The sequence below is a fragment of the Pseudomonas sp. LAIL14HWK12:I10 genome, from assembly GCF_900184205.1.
GTDB classification, from domain to species: domain Bacteria; phylum Pseudomonadota; class Gammaproteobacteria; order Pseudomonadales; family Pseudomonadaceae; genus Aquipseudomonas; species Aquipseudomonas kermanshahensis.
This window is the reverse complement of the sequence record NZ_FXWU01000002.1, coordinates 659,460-673,659: the sequence shown is the minus strand read 5'-3', so window position 1 is coordinate 673,659 and position 14,200 is coordinate 659,460. Positions and strand designations below refer to the sequence as shown.

The 14,200-nt window shown below is 61.6% G+C and carries 10 protein-coding genes and 3 pseudogenes; 9 read left to right on the top strand and 4 right to left on the bottom strand.

What is annotated here, in order from left to right; genetic code table 11:
• Window positions 1–231, top strand: a complete 231-nt coding sequence (locus QOS90_RS06995) for a hypothetical protein (protein ID WP_027592782.1) — start codon at window positions 1–3, stop codon at window positions 229–231.
• Between the two features lie 123 nt (window positions 232–354).
• On the opposite strand, the gene QOS90_RS06990 is transcribed toward QOS90_RS06995, so the two are convergent.
• Window positions 355–2,031: an AMP-binding protein gene (locus QOS90_RS06990; RefSeq protein WP_085272605.1), complete on the bottom strand. Its 1,677-nt coding sequence runs from the start codon at window positions 2,029–2,031 to the stop codon at window positions 355–357.
• Window positions 2,032–2,356: 325 nt separating this feature from the next.
• On the opposite strand from QOS90_RS06990, the gene QOS90_RS06985 reads away from it, so the two are divergent.
• The 4 genes from QOS90_RS06985 to QOS90_RS06970 are packed head-to-tail and all read left to right on the top strand — an operon-like array spanning window position 2,357 to window position 7,915.
• Window positions 2,357–3,520, top strand: a complete 1,164-nt coding sequence (locus QOS90_RS06985; protein WP_027592784.1) for an isovaleryl-CoA dehydrogenase — start codon at window positions 2,357–2,359, stop codon at window positions 3,518–3,520.
• Window positions 3,521–3,539: 19 nt separating this feature from the next.
• On the top strand, window positions 3,540–5,147 hold the full coding sequence (locus QOS90_RS06980; protein WP_027592785.1) for a carboxyl transferase domain-containing protein: 1,608 nt from the start codon (window positions 3,540–3,542) through the stop codon (window positions 5,145–5,147).
• A 3-nt stretch (window positions 5,148–5,150) separates the two neighbouring features.
• Window positions 5,151–5,966, top strand: coding sequence for a gamma-carboxygeranoyl-CoA hydratase (locus QOS90_RS06975; RefSeq protein ID WP_027592786.1), 816 nt, complete (start codon window positions 5,151–5,153; stop codon window positions 5,964–5,966).
• Window positions 5,963–7,915 (top strand): acetyl/propionyl/methylcrotonyl-CoA carboxylase subunit alpha, encoded by a 1,953-nt coding sequence (locus QOS90_RS06970; RefSeq protein WP_027592787.1) that lies wholly within the window; start codon window positions 5,963–5,965, stop codon window positions 7,913–7,915. Before QOS90_RS06975 ends, QOS90_RS06970 begins: the two co-directional genes overlap by 4 nt.
• Window positions 7,916–8,107: 192 nt before the next feature.
• Here QOS90_RS06970 and QOS90_RS06965 read toward each other — a convergent pair whose 3' ends face one another.
• Window positions 8,108–8,806: a LexA family transcriptional regulator gene (locus QOS90_RS06965; RefSeq protein ID WP_033693983.1), complete on the bottom strand. Its 699-nt coding sequence runs from the start codon at window positions 8,804–8,806 to the stop codon at window positions 8,108–8,110.
• An 88-nt stretch (window positions 8,807–8,894) separates the two neighbouring features.
• On the opposite strand from QOS90_RS06965, the gene QOS90_RS06960 reads away from it, so the two are divergent.
• Entirely contained in the window at window positions 8,895–9,206 is a 312-nt protein-coding gene (locus QOS90_RS06960) for a DUF6124 family protein (RefSeq protein ID WP_027592789.1), read from the top strand.
• 435 nt (window positions 9,207–9,641) lie between these two features.
• Window positions 9,642–10,157 (top strand): DUF4880 domain-containing protein, encoded by a 516-nt coding sequence (locus QOS90_RS06955; RefSeq protein ID WP_027592790.1) that lies wholly within the window; start codon window positions 9,642–9,644, stop codon window positions 10,155–10,157.
• A gap of 241 nt (window positions 10,158–10,398) precedes the next feature.
• Here QOS90_RS06955 and QOS90_RS06945 read toward each other — a convergent pair.
• Window positions 10,399–11,610, bottom strand: a pseudogene (locus QOS90_RS06945) (type VI secretion IcmF C-terminal domain-containing protein); the annotation flags it as partial.
• Between the two features lie 70 nt (window positions 11,611–11,680).
• Here QOS90_RS06945 and tssG point away from each other — a divergent pair.
• Window positions 11,681–12,418: pseudogene (gene tssG, locus QOS90_RS06940) on the top strand (type VI secretion system baseplate subunit TssG); the annotation flags it as partial.
• Between the two features lie 441 nt (window positions 12,419–12,859).
• Here tssG and QOS90_RS06935 read toward each other — a convergent pair.
• Window positions 12,860–13,324 (bottom strand): annotated as a pseudogene (locus tag QOS90_RS06935) (transposase family protein); the annotation flags it as partial.
• 414 nt (window positions 13,325–13,738) lie between these two features.
• Here QOS90_RS06935 and QOS90_RS27570 point away from each other — a divergent pair.
• Window positions 13,739–14,200 (top strand): autoinducer binding domain-containing protein, encoded by a 462-nt coding sequence (locus tag QOS90_RS27570; RefSeq protein WP_085272602.1) that lies wholly within the window; start codon window positions 13,739–13,741, stop codon window positions 14,198–14,200.

Below are 14,200 nucleotides of genomic sequence, written 5' to 3'. Positions count from 1 at the left end.
ATGAGCACAGAAAAAACAACACTTGAGGCATTCAAGATATTCTTAGACAATCAGCTAGACTACACAGGCGAAATCGACGAGAACACATCACTCTTGGACATTAACGGAGATGGTAAACGCTGGATCAAAGCCCTGCTTAGTGAGTTCGACGAGCTCGAAATTTCCATTAGCGATCTGTCCAAACTTGGGACCGTTGGTGAATTGCTGAATAAGATAAACGGGACTGAATAGCCCCCGTGCACCAGGCTGCGCACACACTGAGTGGTGTCTCAGTGTGTACGCAGCCTGGTGCACGGAGGGTCAGCGTCGGTTCATGTTCGCATTAGCTGTTATGAACAAGAAGGTTACTTTGAATCAACAGGTCCTGTTGATTTCCGAAACACTGATCTCCCGCATCCTGAACTTCTGCACCTTCCCTGTCACCGTCATCGGGAACTCGTCAACAAAGCGGATATGCCGCGGCACCTTGTAGTGCGCGATGCGTGCCTTGCACCAGCTCTGCAGCTCATCGACCGTGGCGCTGTGCCCGGGGTGCAGTTTGATCCAGGCCACGATTTCTTCGCCGTAACGGTTGCACGGGATGCCGATCACCTGGGCATCCGCGATTGCCGGGTGGGTATAGAAAAACTCCTCCAGCTCGCGCGGATAGATGTTCTCGCCGCCGCGGATGATCATGTCCTTGTTGCGCCCGACGATACGCACATACCCCTGTTCGTCCATGACCGCCAAGTCGCCCGAGTGCATCCAGCCGGCTGGGTCGATGGCATCCGCCGTGGCCTGCGGGTTGTCCCAATACCCGAGCATCACGCTGTAGCCCCGCGTGCACAGCTCGCCGATTTCGCCCCTGGCAACAATGCAGCCGTCGGCGTCCACCAGCTTGTTCTCCAACTGCGGCTGGGTGCGCCCGACCGTGGCCACACGCAGCTCAAGCTCGTCGTCCGGGCCGGTTTGCAGGGACACCGGGCTGGTCTCGGTCATGCCATAGGCAATTTGCACTTCAGCCATGTGCATCTGGTCGATTACCCGGCGCATCACTTCGATCGGGCAGGTGGCACCGGCCATGATGCCGCTGCGCAGGCTCGAGAGGTCCATGGCCTGACGGGCCGGGTGGTCGAGCATGGCGATGAACATGGTGGGCACGCCATAGAGGATGCTGGCGCGTTCTTCGGCCACGGCGCGCAGGGTGAGTTCGGCGTCGAAGGCGTCGTTGGGGTAGACCATGGTGCTGCCGTGGGTGATGCAACCGAGGTTGGCCATGACCATGCCGAAGCAGTGGTACAGCGGCACCGGGATGACCATGCGGTCGGCCGAGGTCAGGCCCAGGCTTTCGCCGACCATCAAGCCATTGTTGAGGATGTTGTAGTGGCTGAGCGTGGCGCCCTTGGGCGCGCCGGTGGTGCCGGAGGTGTACTGGATGTTCACCGGTTGGTCGAACTGCAGGCTCTGCTGCCGGGCCGTGAAGGCCTCGAGCGTGGTCTGCCCTGCCCGCTCGGCCAGCGCTTGCCAGGGCAAGAAGCCCTGCGGCGGTTGGGCAGCCAGGCTGATCACCCCGCGCAGCTCGGGCAGGCGTTCACTGGCCAATTCACCGGGGGCAACGCTGGCCAGCTCCGGCACCAGGCCCTGGACCATGGCGTGGTAATCCGACGTCTTGAAGGAATCGGCGCACACTAGCCAGCGGCAGCCAGACTGGCGCAGCACGTATTCCAGCTCGCCGACGCGATACGCCGGGTTGATGTTGACCAGGATCGCGCCAACCTTGGCGCTGGCCAGCTGCAGGATGCACCACTGGGCGCAGTTGGGCGACCAGATGCCCACGCGGTCGCCGGTGTTCACGCCCAGGGCCATCAAGGCGCGGGCGTGCACATCGACCTGTTCGGCCAACTGCCGCCAGCTGTAGCGCAGGCCCTGGTGGCGCGCCACCAACGCTTCGCCATCGGCGCAGCGGACCACGGTGGCATCGAAGGCCTGGCCGATGGTTTGGGTCAGCAAAGGCCGGTCCTGGCGACCGCGGGTATAGCTCGGTTGACTCATGGGTGTCCCTTCTTGTGGTTGTTCTGGGCACGACTGAAGCAAGCGGGAGATACTCTGGCGCAGATTTACGTTTACGTAAAGGTGATGAGGCGATTGACAGTGACTGAAGGCAGGTTTACGTTAACGTAAAGGTGATGAACGACACCGCATCTATCGACCTAAGCCGAACTCTGTGGGAGCGGGCTTGCCCCGCGAAAGCGATCATCCAGGCAATGACGGTGGCCCTGCTGACGCATTCGCGGGGCAAGCCCGCTCCCACAGGGGTCGGCGGCGAATCCATGAGCTACGGTGTTATCCAATTTCAAGAACAAGAAGGTGCCCCCGCATGCATTACCCCTCCCTGAACTTCGCCCTGGGCGAAACCATCGACATGCTCCGCGACCAGGTCAGCACCTTCGTCGCCGCCGAACTGGCGCCGCGCGCCGCACAGATCGACCACGACAACCTGTTCCCCGCCGACATGTGGCGCAAGTTCGGTGACATGGGCCTGCTGGGCATCACCGTGTCGGAAGAGTACGGCGGCGCCGGCCTGGGCTACCTGGCCCACGTGGTGTCGATGGAAGAAATCAGCCGCGCCTCGGCCTCGGTCGCCCTGTCCTACGGCGCCCACTCCAACCTCTGCGTCAACCAGATCAACCGCAACGGCACCCATGAGCAAAAGCTCAAGTACCTGCCCAAGCTGATCAGCGGCGAGCACATCGGCGCCCTGGCCATGAGCGAACCTAACGCCGGCTCCGACGTGGTGTCGATGAAGCTGCGCGCCGAAAAACGCGGCGACCGCTACGTGCTCAACGGCAGCAAGACCTGGATCACCAACGGCCCCGACGCCAACACCTACGTGATCTATGCCAAGACCGACCTGGACAAGGGCGCACACGGCATTACCGCGTTCATCGTCGAACGCGACTGGAAAGGCTTCAGCCGCAGCAACAAGTTCGACAAGCTGGGCATGCGTGGCTCCAACACCTGCGAGCTGTTCTTCGATGACGTCGAAGTACCGGAAGAAAACATCCTCGGCCAACTCAACGGCGGCGTGCGCGTGCTGATGAGCGGCCTGGACTACGAGCGCGTGGTGCTGTCCGGCGGCCCGACCGGCATCATGCAAAGCTGCATGGACCTGGTGGTGCCCTACATCCATGACCGCAAGCAGTTTGGCCAAAGCATCGGCGAATTCCAGCTGATCCAAGGCAAGATCGCCGACATGTACACCCAGCTCAACGCCAGCCGCGCCTACCTGTACGCGGTGGCCCAGGCCTGCGACCGCGGCGAGACCACCCGCAAGGACGCCGCCGGGGTCATCCTGTACACCGCCGAACGCGCCACGCAAATGGCCCTGGAAGCGATCCAGATTCTGGGCGGCAACGGCTACATCAACGAGTTCCCGGCGGGCCGCCTGCTGCGCGACGCCAAACTGTACGAAATCGGCGCTGGCACCAGCGAAATCCGCCGGATGTTGATCGGCCGCGAATTGTTCAACGAAACCCGCTGAGCACAAGGGACGGGCGCACATGGCTACCTTGCATACCCAGATCAACCCGCGTTCGGCGGAATTCGCCGGCAACAGCGCGGCCATGCTCGAACAGGTCCAGGCCCTGCGTGGCCTGCTCGCGCACATTGCGCAGGGCGGCGGCCCCAAGGCCCAGGAACGGCACACCTCACGCGGCAAACTGCTGCCGCGTGAACGCATCGACCGCCTGCTGGACGCAGGCTCCCCCTTCCTTGAAATCGGCCAGCTGGCGGCCCACGAGGTGTATGGCGAAGACGTGCCGGCCGCCGGCGTGATTGCTGGCATTGGCCGGGTAGAAGGCGTGGAATGCATGATCGTGGCCAACGACGCCACGGTCAAAGGCGGCTCGTACTACCCGCTGACCGTCAAAAAGCACCTGCGCGCGCAGACCATCGCCCTGCAAAACCGCCTGCCGTGCATCTACCTGGTGGACTCCGGCGGCGCCAACCTGCCCCGCCAGGACGAAGTGTTCCCCGACCGCGAGCACTTCGGGCGCATTTTCTTCAACCAGGCCAACATGAGCGCGCTGGGCATCCCGCAGCTCGCCGTGGTCATGGGCTCGTGCACCGCCGGTGGCGCCTATGTGCCCGCCATGGCCGACGAAGCGATCATGGTGCGCCAGCAGGCCACTATCTTCCTGGCTGGCCCGCCGCTGGTAAAGGCCGCGACCGGTGAAGTGGTGAGTGCCGAAGACCTCGGCGGCGCCGACGTGCACTGCCGCATCAGCGGCGTGGCCGACCACTACGCCGACAATGACGAACACGCCCTGGCCCTGGCCCGGCGCAGCGTGGCCAACCTCAACTGGCACAAGCTGGGCAAACTGCAGTGCCAGGCGCCCATCGCCCCGCTGTACGCTGCCGATGAGCTGTACGGCGTGGTGCCGGCCGACGCCAAGCAACCGTTCGATGTGCGCGAGGTCATCGCCCGCCTGGTCGATGGCTCGGTGTTCGACGAGTTCAAGGCACTGTTCGGCACCACCTTGGTGTGCGGCTTCGCCCACCTGCACGGCTACCCGATCGCGATCCTGGCCAACAACGGCATTCTGTTTGCCGAAGCCGCGCAAAAAGGCGCGCACTTCATCGAGCTGGCTTGCCAGCGCGGCATCCCGCTGCTGTTCCTGCAGAACATCACCGGCTTCATGGTCGGCAAAAAGTACGAAGAAGGCGGCATCGCCAAGCACGGCGCCAAGCTGGTAACCGCAGTGGCCTGTGCCCAGGTGCCGAAGTTCACCGTGATCATCGGTGGCAGCTTCGGTGCCGGCAACTATGGCATGTGCGGCCGCGCTTACGACCCCCGCTTCCTGTGGATGTGGCCCAACGCACGCATCGGCGTGATGGGTGCCGAACAAGCCGCTGGCGTGCTGGCCCAGGTCAAGCGCGAACAAAGCGAGCGCAGCGGTCAGCCGTTCAGCGCCGAAGACGAAGCCAAGCTCAAGCAGCCGATCCTCGACCAGTACGAACACCAGGGCCACCCCTACTACTCCAGCGCCCGGCTGTGGGACGACGGCGTTATCGACCCGGCGCAAACCCGCGACGTGCTCGGCCTGGCGTTGTCTGCTGCGCTGAACGCCCCGATCGAACAGAGCCGCTTCGGCATTTTCCGGATGTGACCCATGAACGATTTCAGCACCCTAGAAGTGGTCAAGGACCCTCGCGGCTTCGCCACCCTGTGGCTCAGCCGCGAAGACAAGAACAACGCCTTCAACGCACAGATGATCCGCGAACTGATCGTCGCCCTCGGCCAGATCGCCGAAGACAGCAGCCTGCGTTTTCTGCTGCTGCGTGGCCGTGGCCGGCACTTCAGCGCCGGCGCCGACCTGGCCTGGATGCAGCAGTCTGCGCAATTGGACTTCAACACCAACCTCGATGACGCCCACGAGCTCGGCGAGCTGATGTACGCCCTGCACCGGCTCAAGGCGCCGACCCTGGCCGTGGTGCAAGGCGCGGCCTTTGGCGGCGCCCTGGGCCTGATCAGTTGCTGCGACATGGCCATCGGCGCCGAAGACGCCCAACTGTGCCTGTCGGAAGTGCGCATCGGCCTGGCCCCGGCCGTGATCAGCCCATTCGTGGTCAAGGCCATCGGCGAACGCGCTACCCGCCGCTACGCCCTCACCGCCGAGCGCTTCAGCGGCGTGCGGGCCCGTGAACTGGGCCTGCTGGCCGAGGTGTACCCCGCCCACGAGCTGGATGCCCACGTCGAGGCCTGGGTCGCCAACCTGCTGCTCAACAGCCCGCAAGCCCTGCGCGCCAGCAAAGACCTGCTACGCGAGGTCGACGACGGCGAGCTGAGCCCTGCCCTGCGCCGCTACTGCGAAAACACCATCGCCCGCATCCGCGTCAGCGCCGAAGGCCAGGAGGGCCTACGCGCCTTCCTCGAAAAGCGCCGCCCTGCCTGGCAAACCGACGACAACAAGGAGCCGCGCCCATGAGCCGCACCCCGTTGACCACCCTGCTGGTCGCCAACCGCGGTGAAATCGCCTGCCGGGTGATGCGCACCGCCAAGGCCATGGGCCTGACCACCGTCGCCGTGCACAGCGCCACCGACCGTGACGCCCGGCACAGCCGCGAGGCCGATATCCGCGTCGACCTCGGCGGCACCAAGGCCGCCGAAAGCTACCTGCAGGTCGACAAACTGCTGGCCGCCGCCAAAGCCAGCGGCGCCCAGGCCATCCACCCGGGCTATGGCTTTCTTTCAGAAAACGCTGGCTTTGCCCGCGCCATCGAACACGCCGGGCTGATCTTCCTCGGCCCACCGGCCAGCGCCATCGACGCGATGGGCAGCAAGTCAGCGGCCAAAGCACTGATGGAAGCTGCCGGCGTGCCCCTGGTACCGGGCTACCATGGCGAAGCTCAAGATTTGGAAACCTTCCGCGCCGCCGCCGAGCGCATCGGCTACCCGGTACTGCTGAAGGCCAGCGCCGGTGGAGGTGGCAAGGGCATGAAAGTGGTCGAGGACGAAAGCCAACTGGCCGACGCCCTGGCCTCGGCGCAGCGCGAGGCGCAATCGTCGTTCGGCGATGCCCGCATGCTGGTTGAAAAGTACGTACTCAAGCCCCGCCACGTAGAAATCCAGGTGTTCGCCGACCAGCACGGCAACTGCCTGTACCTCAACGAACGAGACTGCTCGATCCAGCGCCGCCACCAGAAGGTGGTCGAAGAAGCCCCCGCCCCCGGCTTGTCGCCCGAGCTGCGCCGGGCCATGGGCGAGGCCGCAGTGCGCGCCGCCCAAGCCATCGGCTATGTGGGTGCAGGCACGGTGGAATTCCTGCTCGATGCCCGTGGCGAATTCTTCTTCATGGAGATGAACACCCGCCTGCAGGTCGAGCACCCGGTCACCGAAGCCATCACCGGCCTCGACCTGGTGGCCTGGCAGATCCGCGTGGCCTGTGGCGAGGCGTTGCCGATCACGCAGGACCAGGTACCGCTGATTGGCCACGCCATCGAGGTGCGCCTGTATGCCGAGGACCCAGCCAACGAATTTCTGCCGGCCACTGGCACGCTGACGCTGTACCGCGAGTCGGCGCCGGGCGAAGGGCGCCGGGTCGACAGCGGGGTCAGCGAGGGGGACGTGGTGTCGCCGTTTTACGACCCGATGCTGGGCAAGCTGATTGCCTGGGGTGAAGACCGTGAGCAGGCACGCCTGCGCCTGCTGGCGATGCTCGATGAGTTTGCCATCGGCGGGCTGAAGACCAACATCGCCTTCCTGCGGCGCATCCTCGCGCACCCAGCGTTTGCCGACGCCGAGCTCGACACCGGGTTTATCCCACGTCACCAGGACGTTCTGCTGCCCGCCCCCCAAGCGCTGCCAGCGCCCTTCTGGGAAGCCGCCGCAGAAGCCTGGCTGCAAGGCCAGGCCGGCCAGCAACGGGACGACGACAAACGCTCGCCGTGGGCTGAACGCACTGGCCTGCGCCTGGGCTTGCCCGCGCGCAGCAGCCTGCACCTGACCAGCGCCGGGCAAGACCAGGCGGTGGCACTGGAACGTAGCGCGACATCCACCTGGCAACTCAACGGCGAGCAACTGGTACACGACCAGGCGGGCTTGCGCCGCCAGCACCTGGCGATACGCCGCGGAGCCACGTTGTACCTGCGCTGGGAAGGTGAAATGCATGCCATCGAAGCCTTCGACCCCATCGCCGAAGCCGAGGCCAGCCACAGCCACCAAGGCGGCCTGGGCGCGCCCATGAACGGCAGCATCGTGCGGGTATTGGTCGAGCCAGGCCAGGTGGTAGAAGCCGGCACAGCGCTGGTGGTGCTGGAGGCCATGAAGATGGAGCACAGCATTCGTGCGCCGCATGCCGGCACGGTGAAGGCGCTGTTCTGCCAGGAAGGGGATATGGTCAGCGAAGGGACCGTGCTGGTCGAGCTGGTGGAGTGAACCAAGGGGCCGCGCGCCCATGCCACAGGAATAATTGGCCCGAAACACCTGTAGGAGCAGCCTTGTGCTGCGACGCGCCGCGCGGGCGGCGCTCGATCTCACAGGCGCCACGACAACCCAGCCGTGCATCCAATAGCGGCCTTGCCTGGGCGCCGGGCCGTTCGGAAAGGGCTGCAAAGCAGCCCCAGTACGCTAGAAGCTGCCATGCACCCGCACAACCACCCCCAAAAACTCACAGCCGTCTTCGCATAACAGCGTTGGGTAATTGCTGTTCAAGGCCTTCAGATACCGCTGCCCACCTTCCTCAGCCAGCTCACGAAAAATCGCCGGTTTGCCCGGCTGCCGAGCGATAACCAAACGCCCCGGCTCAACCTCCACCCCAGGGTCCACCAGCATCCGCATCCCCTGCGGCACACTGCGGCCACTGGCGGCGCTCATCGCTTCATTCTCAACGGTCAGCCAGAACGCCTTGCCCTTGGCCAGGTAGTCCGTCTGCTCGAATACGCTCGCCTCTGCCCCCTCTAGCTCATCCCAGCCCAGCACCGGGTAGCGGAAGCACACGATGTATTGCATGAGGTCCAGGTCATCGTCGGTGTCATCCATGTCATAGCTGCCGCGGTCCTCGCCTACCTGGCCCACAATGCGCAGTTGCAAGCTGACGTTGTAGTGGGGCATGCCAATCTCGACAAACGTGCGGTTCATCGACTCGATCTTCGGCTGGCGCCGTTTGTTCACCCAATGCCCCACACTGCCTTGAGACACGCCAACGCGTTCGGCTAGCTGTTCTTGGGTGAGCCCAAGCTCCTCCATCCGGTCACGGACGAGGGCAATCCATTTATCCATATTCATCGCTGGCACGATACGGACTGCCTTCAAGCGCTCAATAAACATCCTGTATTATTTATCAGAAAGCATGAAAATACTTAAGGTATTAGTATCGACCTGAACCTTTTCCCTATTGGCATTTGCAGGTATCAGGATGAAACCACCGAAAAACGAAGAAACAGATCTCGACAGCGAAGCGGCCCGCCGCGCCCTCGACTACTACCTCAACCCCAACCCACCACGCCCCACCATCGAGAACAAAATCTGGACGCTGCACGAAGGCGTAACCGGTGACCAAGCCCAGGAGCACGCCATCGCCCTGCTCCGCTGCGCCGCCGCCACCGCACAAGAAACCGCCGTGCACCAGCACGGTACGCAGCGCGAGCTGACCTTCGCCTTGATGCACATGATGGACATGGCACGCGCACTGCTGGAGCACAAACGCACCGTGCAGACGGGTCTGTAGGTAAAAAGGAAGGGAGAGACGTGATGGCCGTGTAACGGCAATGGCCCCGATTGCCGGGACAAGGAAGCGCATCGGTAAAACTTTCTTACCGAATTAGCGAAATATCATTTGACTGGCAAATGATAACGATTATTATTGCACTCAGCTGATCGCGAGATCTGCTGGATAACCTGGAGCTTAGGTCGCTCTCAGATTATCTCCTCATCAGGCTAATCACGGTTTTTGACCCGGCTTTTTGCCGGGTCTTTTTTTTTGGCTCTTCAGGCTAATGAAGATCGTGAATGGCCGGCATGATAGCAAAAGTGTGTCAGACCGTGAACGCTCATTACAAAACTTTGCGGAATCAGCACTTGAGAATCAATCTCGTTTCAACTACGCTGATTACGCATCAAGGAAGATGCCCCCATCCCTCCCCCATTGAGCAAGGAGCTGTCCATGACCCGTCTGCTGCTGCCCCTTGAGCACGAATCCCCTGCCGCCGCGCCCGATGCCGACAATGAACTGTTGCACGGCTTGAAACGGCTGCCTCGGCGTGTCCAGCAAGTGTTCCTGCTCAACCGCCTCGACCAACTGGACTTTGCCAGCATTGCTGCCCGGCTCGATTTGCCCTTGGCAAGCATCGAGCGGCATATGGACCAGGCACTGCAAGCAGGCCGCTCCCGCCGCGATGTGTTGGCGAGTGTTGCCGGGCAATGGTATGTGCGGTTGCAAAGCCCCCAGGTGACGGCCTGCGAGCGAATCGACTTTCGCCGTTGGCTGGATGCGGACCAGGCGAACTTACAGGCGTTTCACGATACGGAGCTGCGCTGGCGCAGCCTGCTGGCGCCAGCACGGCAGCTGGGCCATGACGGTTGGTACCGGCAAGGCCGGGCGGCACTGTCGTTGGGCGGGTGTTCGATTGCGGTTGGGCTGGGTGTTGCGGCGTTGGTGCTGTTTGGCTTTTGGGCCTGATGACGCTACGACATTCACATTCACTGGCTCGCGCTAACTCAGGCTACGAAGTGCAGCACCACCGCGCCCGCCCGAGGAATACCGAGCGCTGGACACCAAATAGCCTTGCGTTCAGGCCGACCAGAAAGTCTGTAGCGCCCCAGCACAGGGCCGCTACGACACCCATCAATATGTCCATGATCAATTCCTTTTTAGTTCTTATTGTCGAATTGCCTCTCGCTCCGTAAAGCGTGGGCTAGCACTACAGGACCGTAGGTACTTCGGCCACTCCCCCCCTTGACGCTGACTGCTCAAGCAAACCTCGCGGTAAGGTGAAACCTTTGAAGGGCTGCTGGGTGATGGGGTTGAATGCTTTTTCAGCGTTCAGGCGATAACGCATCACGCCGTCTCCCGTTCTAAAGCTCAAGTCCACACTGGTGGCTGTACGGCCATTTAGCGAACCTCGGCTGAGCAGGCGGAACATTGACCAAGGGCCGCGATACTCCAAACTGCTGCTATTGCCGTTCTGTCGGAGCAAGGTGAGGTTGCTGCGCACTTGCTGCCCCAGGGTATTGGGCCAGACAACGCCGACAATCTGGGTGGGGCCATGCGTGTAGGAAATCAGCTGGCCATCCAAATCCAGCAAGCTGGTGCGCTGGTTCGCACTCAGCCCCAAGGGCTCGATACTGAACTGCACGCTCAGGTTGCCGCGCTGATCGAAGAAGGTTTCGCGAATGCGATCCGCCAGTTCCAACTGCTCGATCACATCGCTGCGGATTAAGGACTGCCCCTGTCGACTGGCCTGCAAGGCTTCGAGATTGTCCTTGAGGAAGACTTTGAGGTATTGGTCATGAAACTGCTGCAGGCGCCCTTTCGGCCCGAAGAACGCCTCGAAGTCATCCAAAGAAGCATCGGGCGCTCGCACCACGAAGGGGTAACGCCCTGCCAAGCGCTGCTGGAAGAAGCTGTACACCTCGGCATCCCAACGTCGTTCCAGCTCACGGAGCGCTTCAACGTTCAGCACTCGCGCTGTCTGGTCCGCAACTTTCTTGACCTGTTGATTGATCGGTTCCGGCAAACCGGTAGCGACCCGCTGCAACGTGCCAATCGGGTCGTGCCCGGTCATGGAGAAACGTTGAAGCACGGCGTGCAACGCGGCTTTGCCGCGCTCAGGGCTGTCTTGCACGGCCTTGGCGTACTCATGAACAGCGGCAATGGCAGCGACCGTTTCATCGTAGTAGCTCGGCTTTTCTCCCGTTGCCTGCAGCATGGTATTCAGGCCAGCGAACGCACGCTGGATGGCCACGGCTTGTAGCTGCTCGGGCTTGCTGTTGGTAGGCCGCGGGCCAGTTGTCTCGTCGGGCACCTCGATAGCCAACGAAGAAGACAGCGAAGTATTGTCTTTCACTGTTTCCAGCAATCTGTGCAGCGGCGCCGCAGGACCAGTCAGCTGCTCCAGAATATCGACACCATGCCCTGTACGCCAGCATCAATTCCTTCCATCAACTGGAAGTGATCAATATCACCAACAACGAGCACTACACATGGCCAATCCAGACCGGCAAACAACCGCTGATCTAGCCGACAAGCTGCTCGCCGACGCGCACCGCTACAACTACTTCCAGTTGCTGGAGCGCTTGCATGGCTTGCACGGAGATGACCTGGAGCCCCGTTGGCCAAACGAGGCCACCCGGCGGCGTGTGCGGCTGGCCTGCGACCCGCGGCTGACCTTTCCGGTCTCGGATGTCTACAAAGCCGAGCGTATGCCCGATGAGGAGCAACGCTACCGTGTCTGCACCACCTTCATGGGCTTGCACGGCACAGATTCGCCTTTGCCCACCTATTACCTGGAACAGGTGGCTTACGAGCATGCGCAGGGTATCGGTGTGCGTCCGGCCTTTTTCGACTTCTTCAACCACTACCTGCTGAGCCTGTTGCATCGCGGTTGGCGCAAGTACCGCTACTACATCCGTTTTCAGCCAGGCGCCAAAGATGGATTCTCACAGTACGTCTTTGCCCTGCTCGGGCTGAATGACAAGCAGCTGCGAGGTGACACGGCACTGCCCTGGAGCCGGCTGCTCAGCTTTGCTGGGGTAATCGCCAGCCGCAGCCGCGCGCCCGGCACCGTCGCCGGCATCATTGGCCATTGCTTCGACCTGAAGCATGTGCAAATCCGCGAATTTGAAACGCGCTCGGTGCCCACCACAGGGAGGCAGCTTGTCAGCCTTGGGCGTAGCAATGGCCAGTTAGGGAGTACGTTCACCGTCGGTTACCGAGGACGATGGTTCACGGGAAGTGGTCACCTACGACTGGCCGACTTACTCTTCGTTACCTCGCGTCGTTCTGCAAACCTTGGTCCCTGGTGGCCAACAACCGATTACCCACCACGCCTGGGCCTGGGAAGGTGAAGAGCGAATCACCGCAGCCACTCGCTACGCACACGCGCCAGTCGGCAGCGACCTGGAACAGATCCCATCCACCCGCTGGGAGTGGTCTCACAGCGCTGAAGGTGCGACGCAACTTGCGCGCCTGATCGAGAAGGTCCCTGGCGAGCAGCAGCGCATCACGCGCCATGTCTATCAGACCGACAACGCCGTGCCCGAGCCACTGCGCCAGGCAAGGTGAAAACAGCCGAGAAAGCGGAGTTTACGGGTTGTAAATGAGCATTCCGAGGCTGTTTTAAACGCAGCATCACCGACTATCAAGGTTTTTCGTACAGAGCCTTCAATCGCCACGAACAGGTGCTGCTTACCGCTTTCAAGACGTAACTCCGAGCTATCGATGTGCAGATAGCCCATCTCCGTTTTGTCGAATTTTCCGCGCTTGGTTGCGGTACCGCTTTGGGGCGCTTGGTTGATTCCGTGACGCACCAGACAGCGGTATAAAGCGCTGCGGCTTAGCTGTGGGAAGTAATCAAGGAGGTGGCCCAGCATGTCGTCTGGGGGCATCATCGTACGCTGCCGGAACTCGACCGCCATCGCCTCTTCAGCGGTTGTCAGCTTGGTACTGCATGACTTGGCAGGTCCCATCCGAGCATCCTGCGTGGTGGTTCGTGATCGCCATTTGATAACCGTCTTCACGTTCAATCGGTAGCGGGCGGCGAGCTTTCGATTCGACTCTTTCAACACTTGGAGTTCGGCTCGGACTCGCGGCGTCGTTCGGGCTGAGCCATGGACACGTCCTTCCAAAATGTATCCTCCTCATGAGGCGTTAAGGATGCACCATGACTCTCTGGAACTGAACACCTAGGGATGGTCTGAAGTTGCCATGTATTTTTGGCTGACTTCAGCCCCCGCCGGTTTTGAAAGCGGCGAATGGATCAAAAAACGATCAGGTCACCCGCTCATTTCTGTGTTTTTAACCGCCACGAGCACCTCGCGGCAGCCATATCCCGCATTACAGGGGCCCCTCTCCCGTATTGCTCAGTAAGTGTCGGGTGCCATCCACAGGTTCGACGGCGCAAACAGTGCCACCAGCACACATTTTGTTTATTTCTTTCGACGTAATGCCAGGCTATAGTTGACTGATTCGGTCGGTATTTGAAGTAGCTGCAATTTGGAGCCAATCCTCCGACCTTAAGAGCGATCCTACAGGGAGGTGTGATGCTCAACAGAACAGCACAAGACTGGGAGCGTTTGCGAGCGCTGCCCGCCTTGCTCAAGGTACTCCCTGCCCTCGCCGATGAACTGGGCTTCCATTTCTACAGTTTCAGCTACTTCTGCCCTGACTACGAGGTTCACGCGGGCAACCTTCCATCGGATGGAGAGCGGCTTGTCCAGACTGCTTTGGACCTCAGTCCTTCTTATCGTCAACACGCGACTGTTCCCGTGCGCTGGACCGAGGATGCCTTCCTGAAACAGCCTCAGTTGTGGAAGGTAGCGCAGAAGCTTGGACTGCGCCACGGGTTGATCCAACCCTTGCACGATGGCGTTAGGCAAAGCAGCCTGGCGCTGTTGCGGCCAGATGTGTGTCTTTCGGCACAAGAGCTCTACCAGCAAGCGGGACATATCAGGTGGCTGATTGAACGCCTGCACTTGGCGGCAACTCAAGGGGAGCAGCGCTAA

What these genes read in the sequence shown, in the direction of transcription:
- QOS90_RS06995 (WP_027592782.1), top strand. Translation starts at nt 1, where the DNA reads ATGAGCACAGAAAAAACAACACTTGAGGCATTCAAGATATTCTTAGAC.
- QOS90_RS06970 (WP_027592787.1), top strand. Translation starts at nt 5,963, where the DNA reads ATGAGCCGCACCCCGTTGACCACCCTGCTGGTCGCCAACCGCGGTGAA.
- QOS90_RS06985 (WP_027592784.1), top strand. Translation starts at nt 2,357, where the DNA reads ATGCATTACCCCTCCCTGAACTTCGCCCTGGGCGAAACCATCGACATG.
- QOS90_RS06960 (WP_027592789.1), top strand. Translation starts at nt 8,895, where the DNA reads ATGAAACCACCGAAAAACGAAGAAACAGATCTCGACAGCGAAGCGGCC.
- QOS90_RS06975 (WP_027592786.1), top strand. Translation starts at nt 5,151, where the DNA reads ATGAACGATTTCAGCACCCTAGAAGTGGTCAAGGACCCTCGCGGCTTC.
- QOS90_RS06955 (WP_027592790.1), top strand. Translation starts at nt 9,642, where the DNA reads ATGACCCGTCTGCTGCTGCCCCTTGAGCACGAATCCCCTGCCGCCGCG.
- QOS90_RS27570 (WP_085272602.1), top strand. Translation starts at nt 13,739, where the DNA reads ATGCTCAACAGAACAGCACAAGACTGGGAGCGTTTGCGAGCGCTGCCC.
- QOS90_RS06990 (WP_085272605.1), bottom strand. Translation starts at nt 2,031, where the DNA reads ATGAGTCAACCGAGCTATACCCGCGGTCGCCAGGACCGGCCTTTGCTG.
- QOS90_RS06980 (WP_027592785.1), top strand. Translation starts at nt 3,540, where the DNA reads ATGGCTACCTTGCATACCCAGATCAACCCGCGTTCGGCGGAATTCGCC.
- QOS90_RS06965 (WP_033693983.1), bottom strand. Translation starts at nt 8,806, where the DNA reads ATGTTTATTGAGCGCTTGAAGGCAGTCCGTATCGTGCCAGCGATGAAT.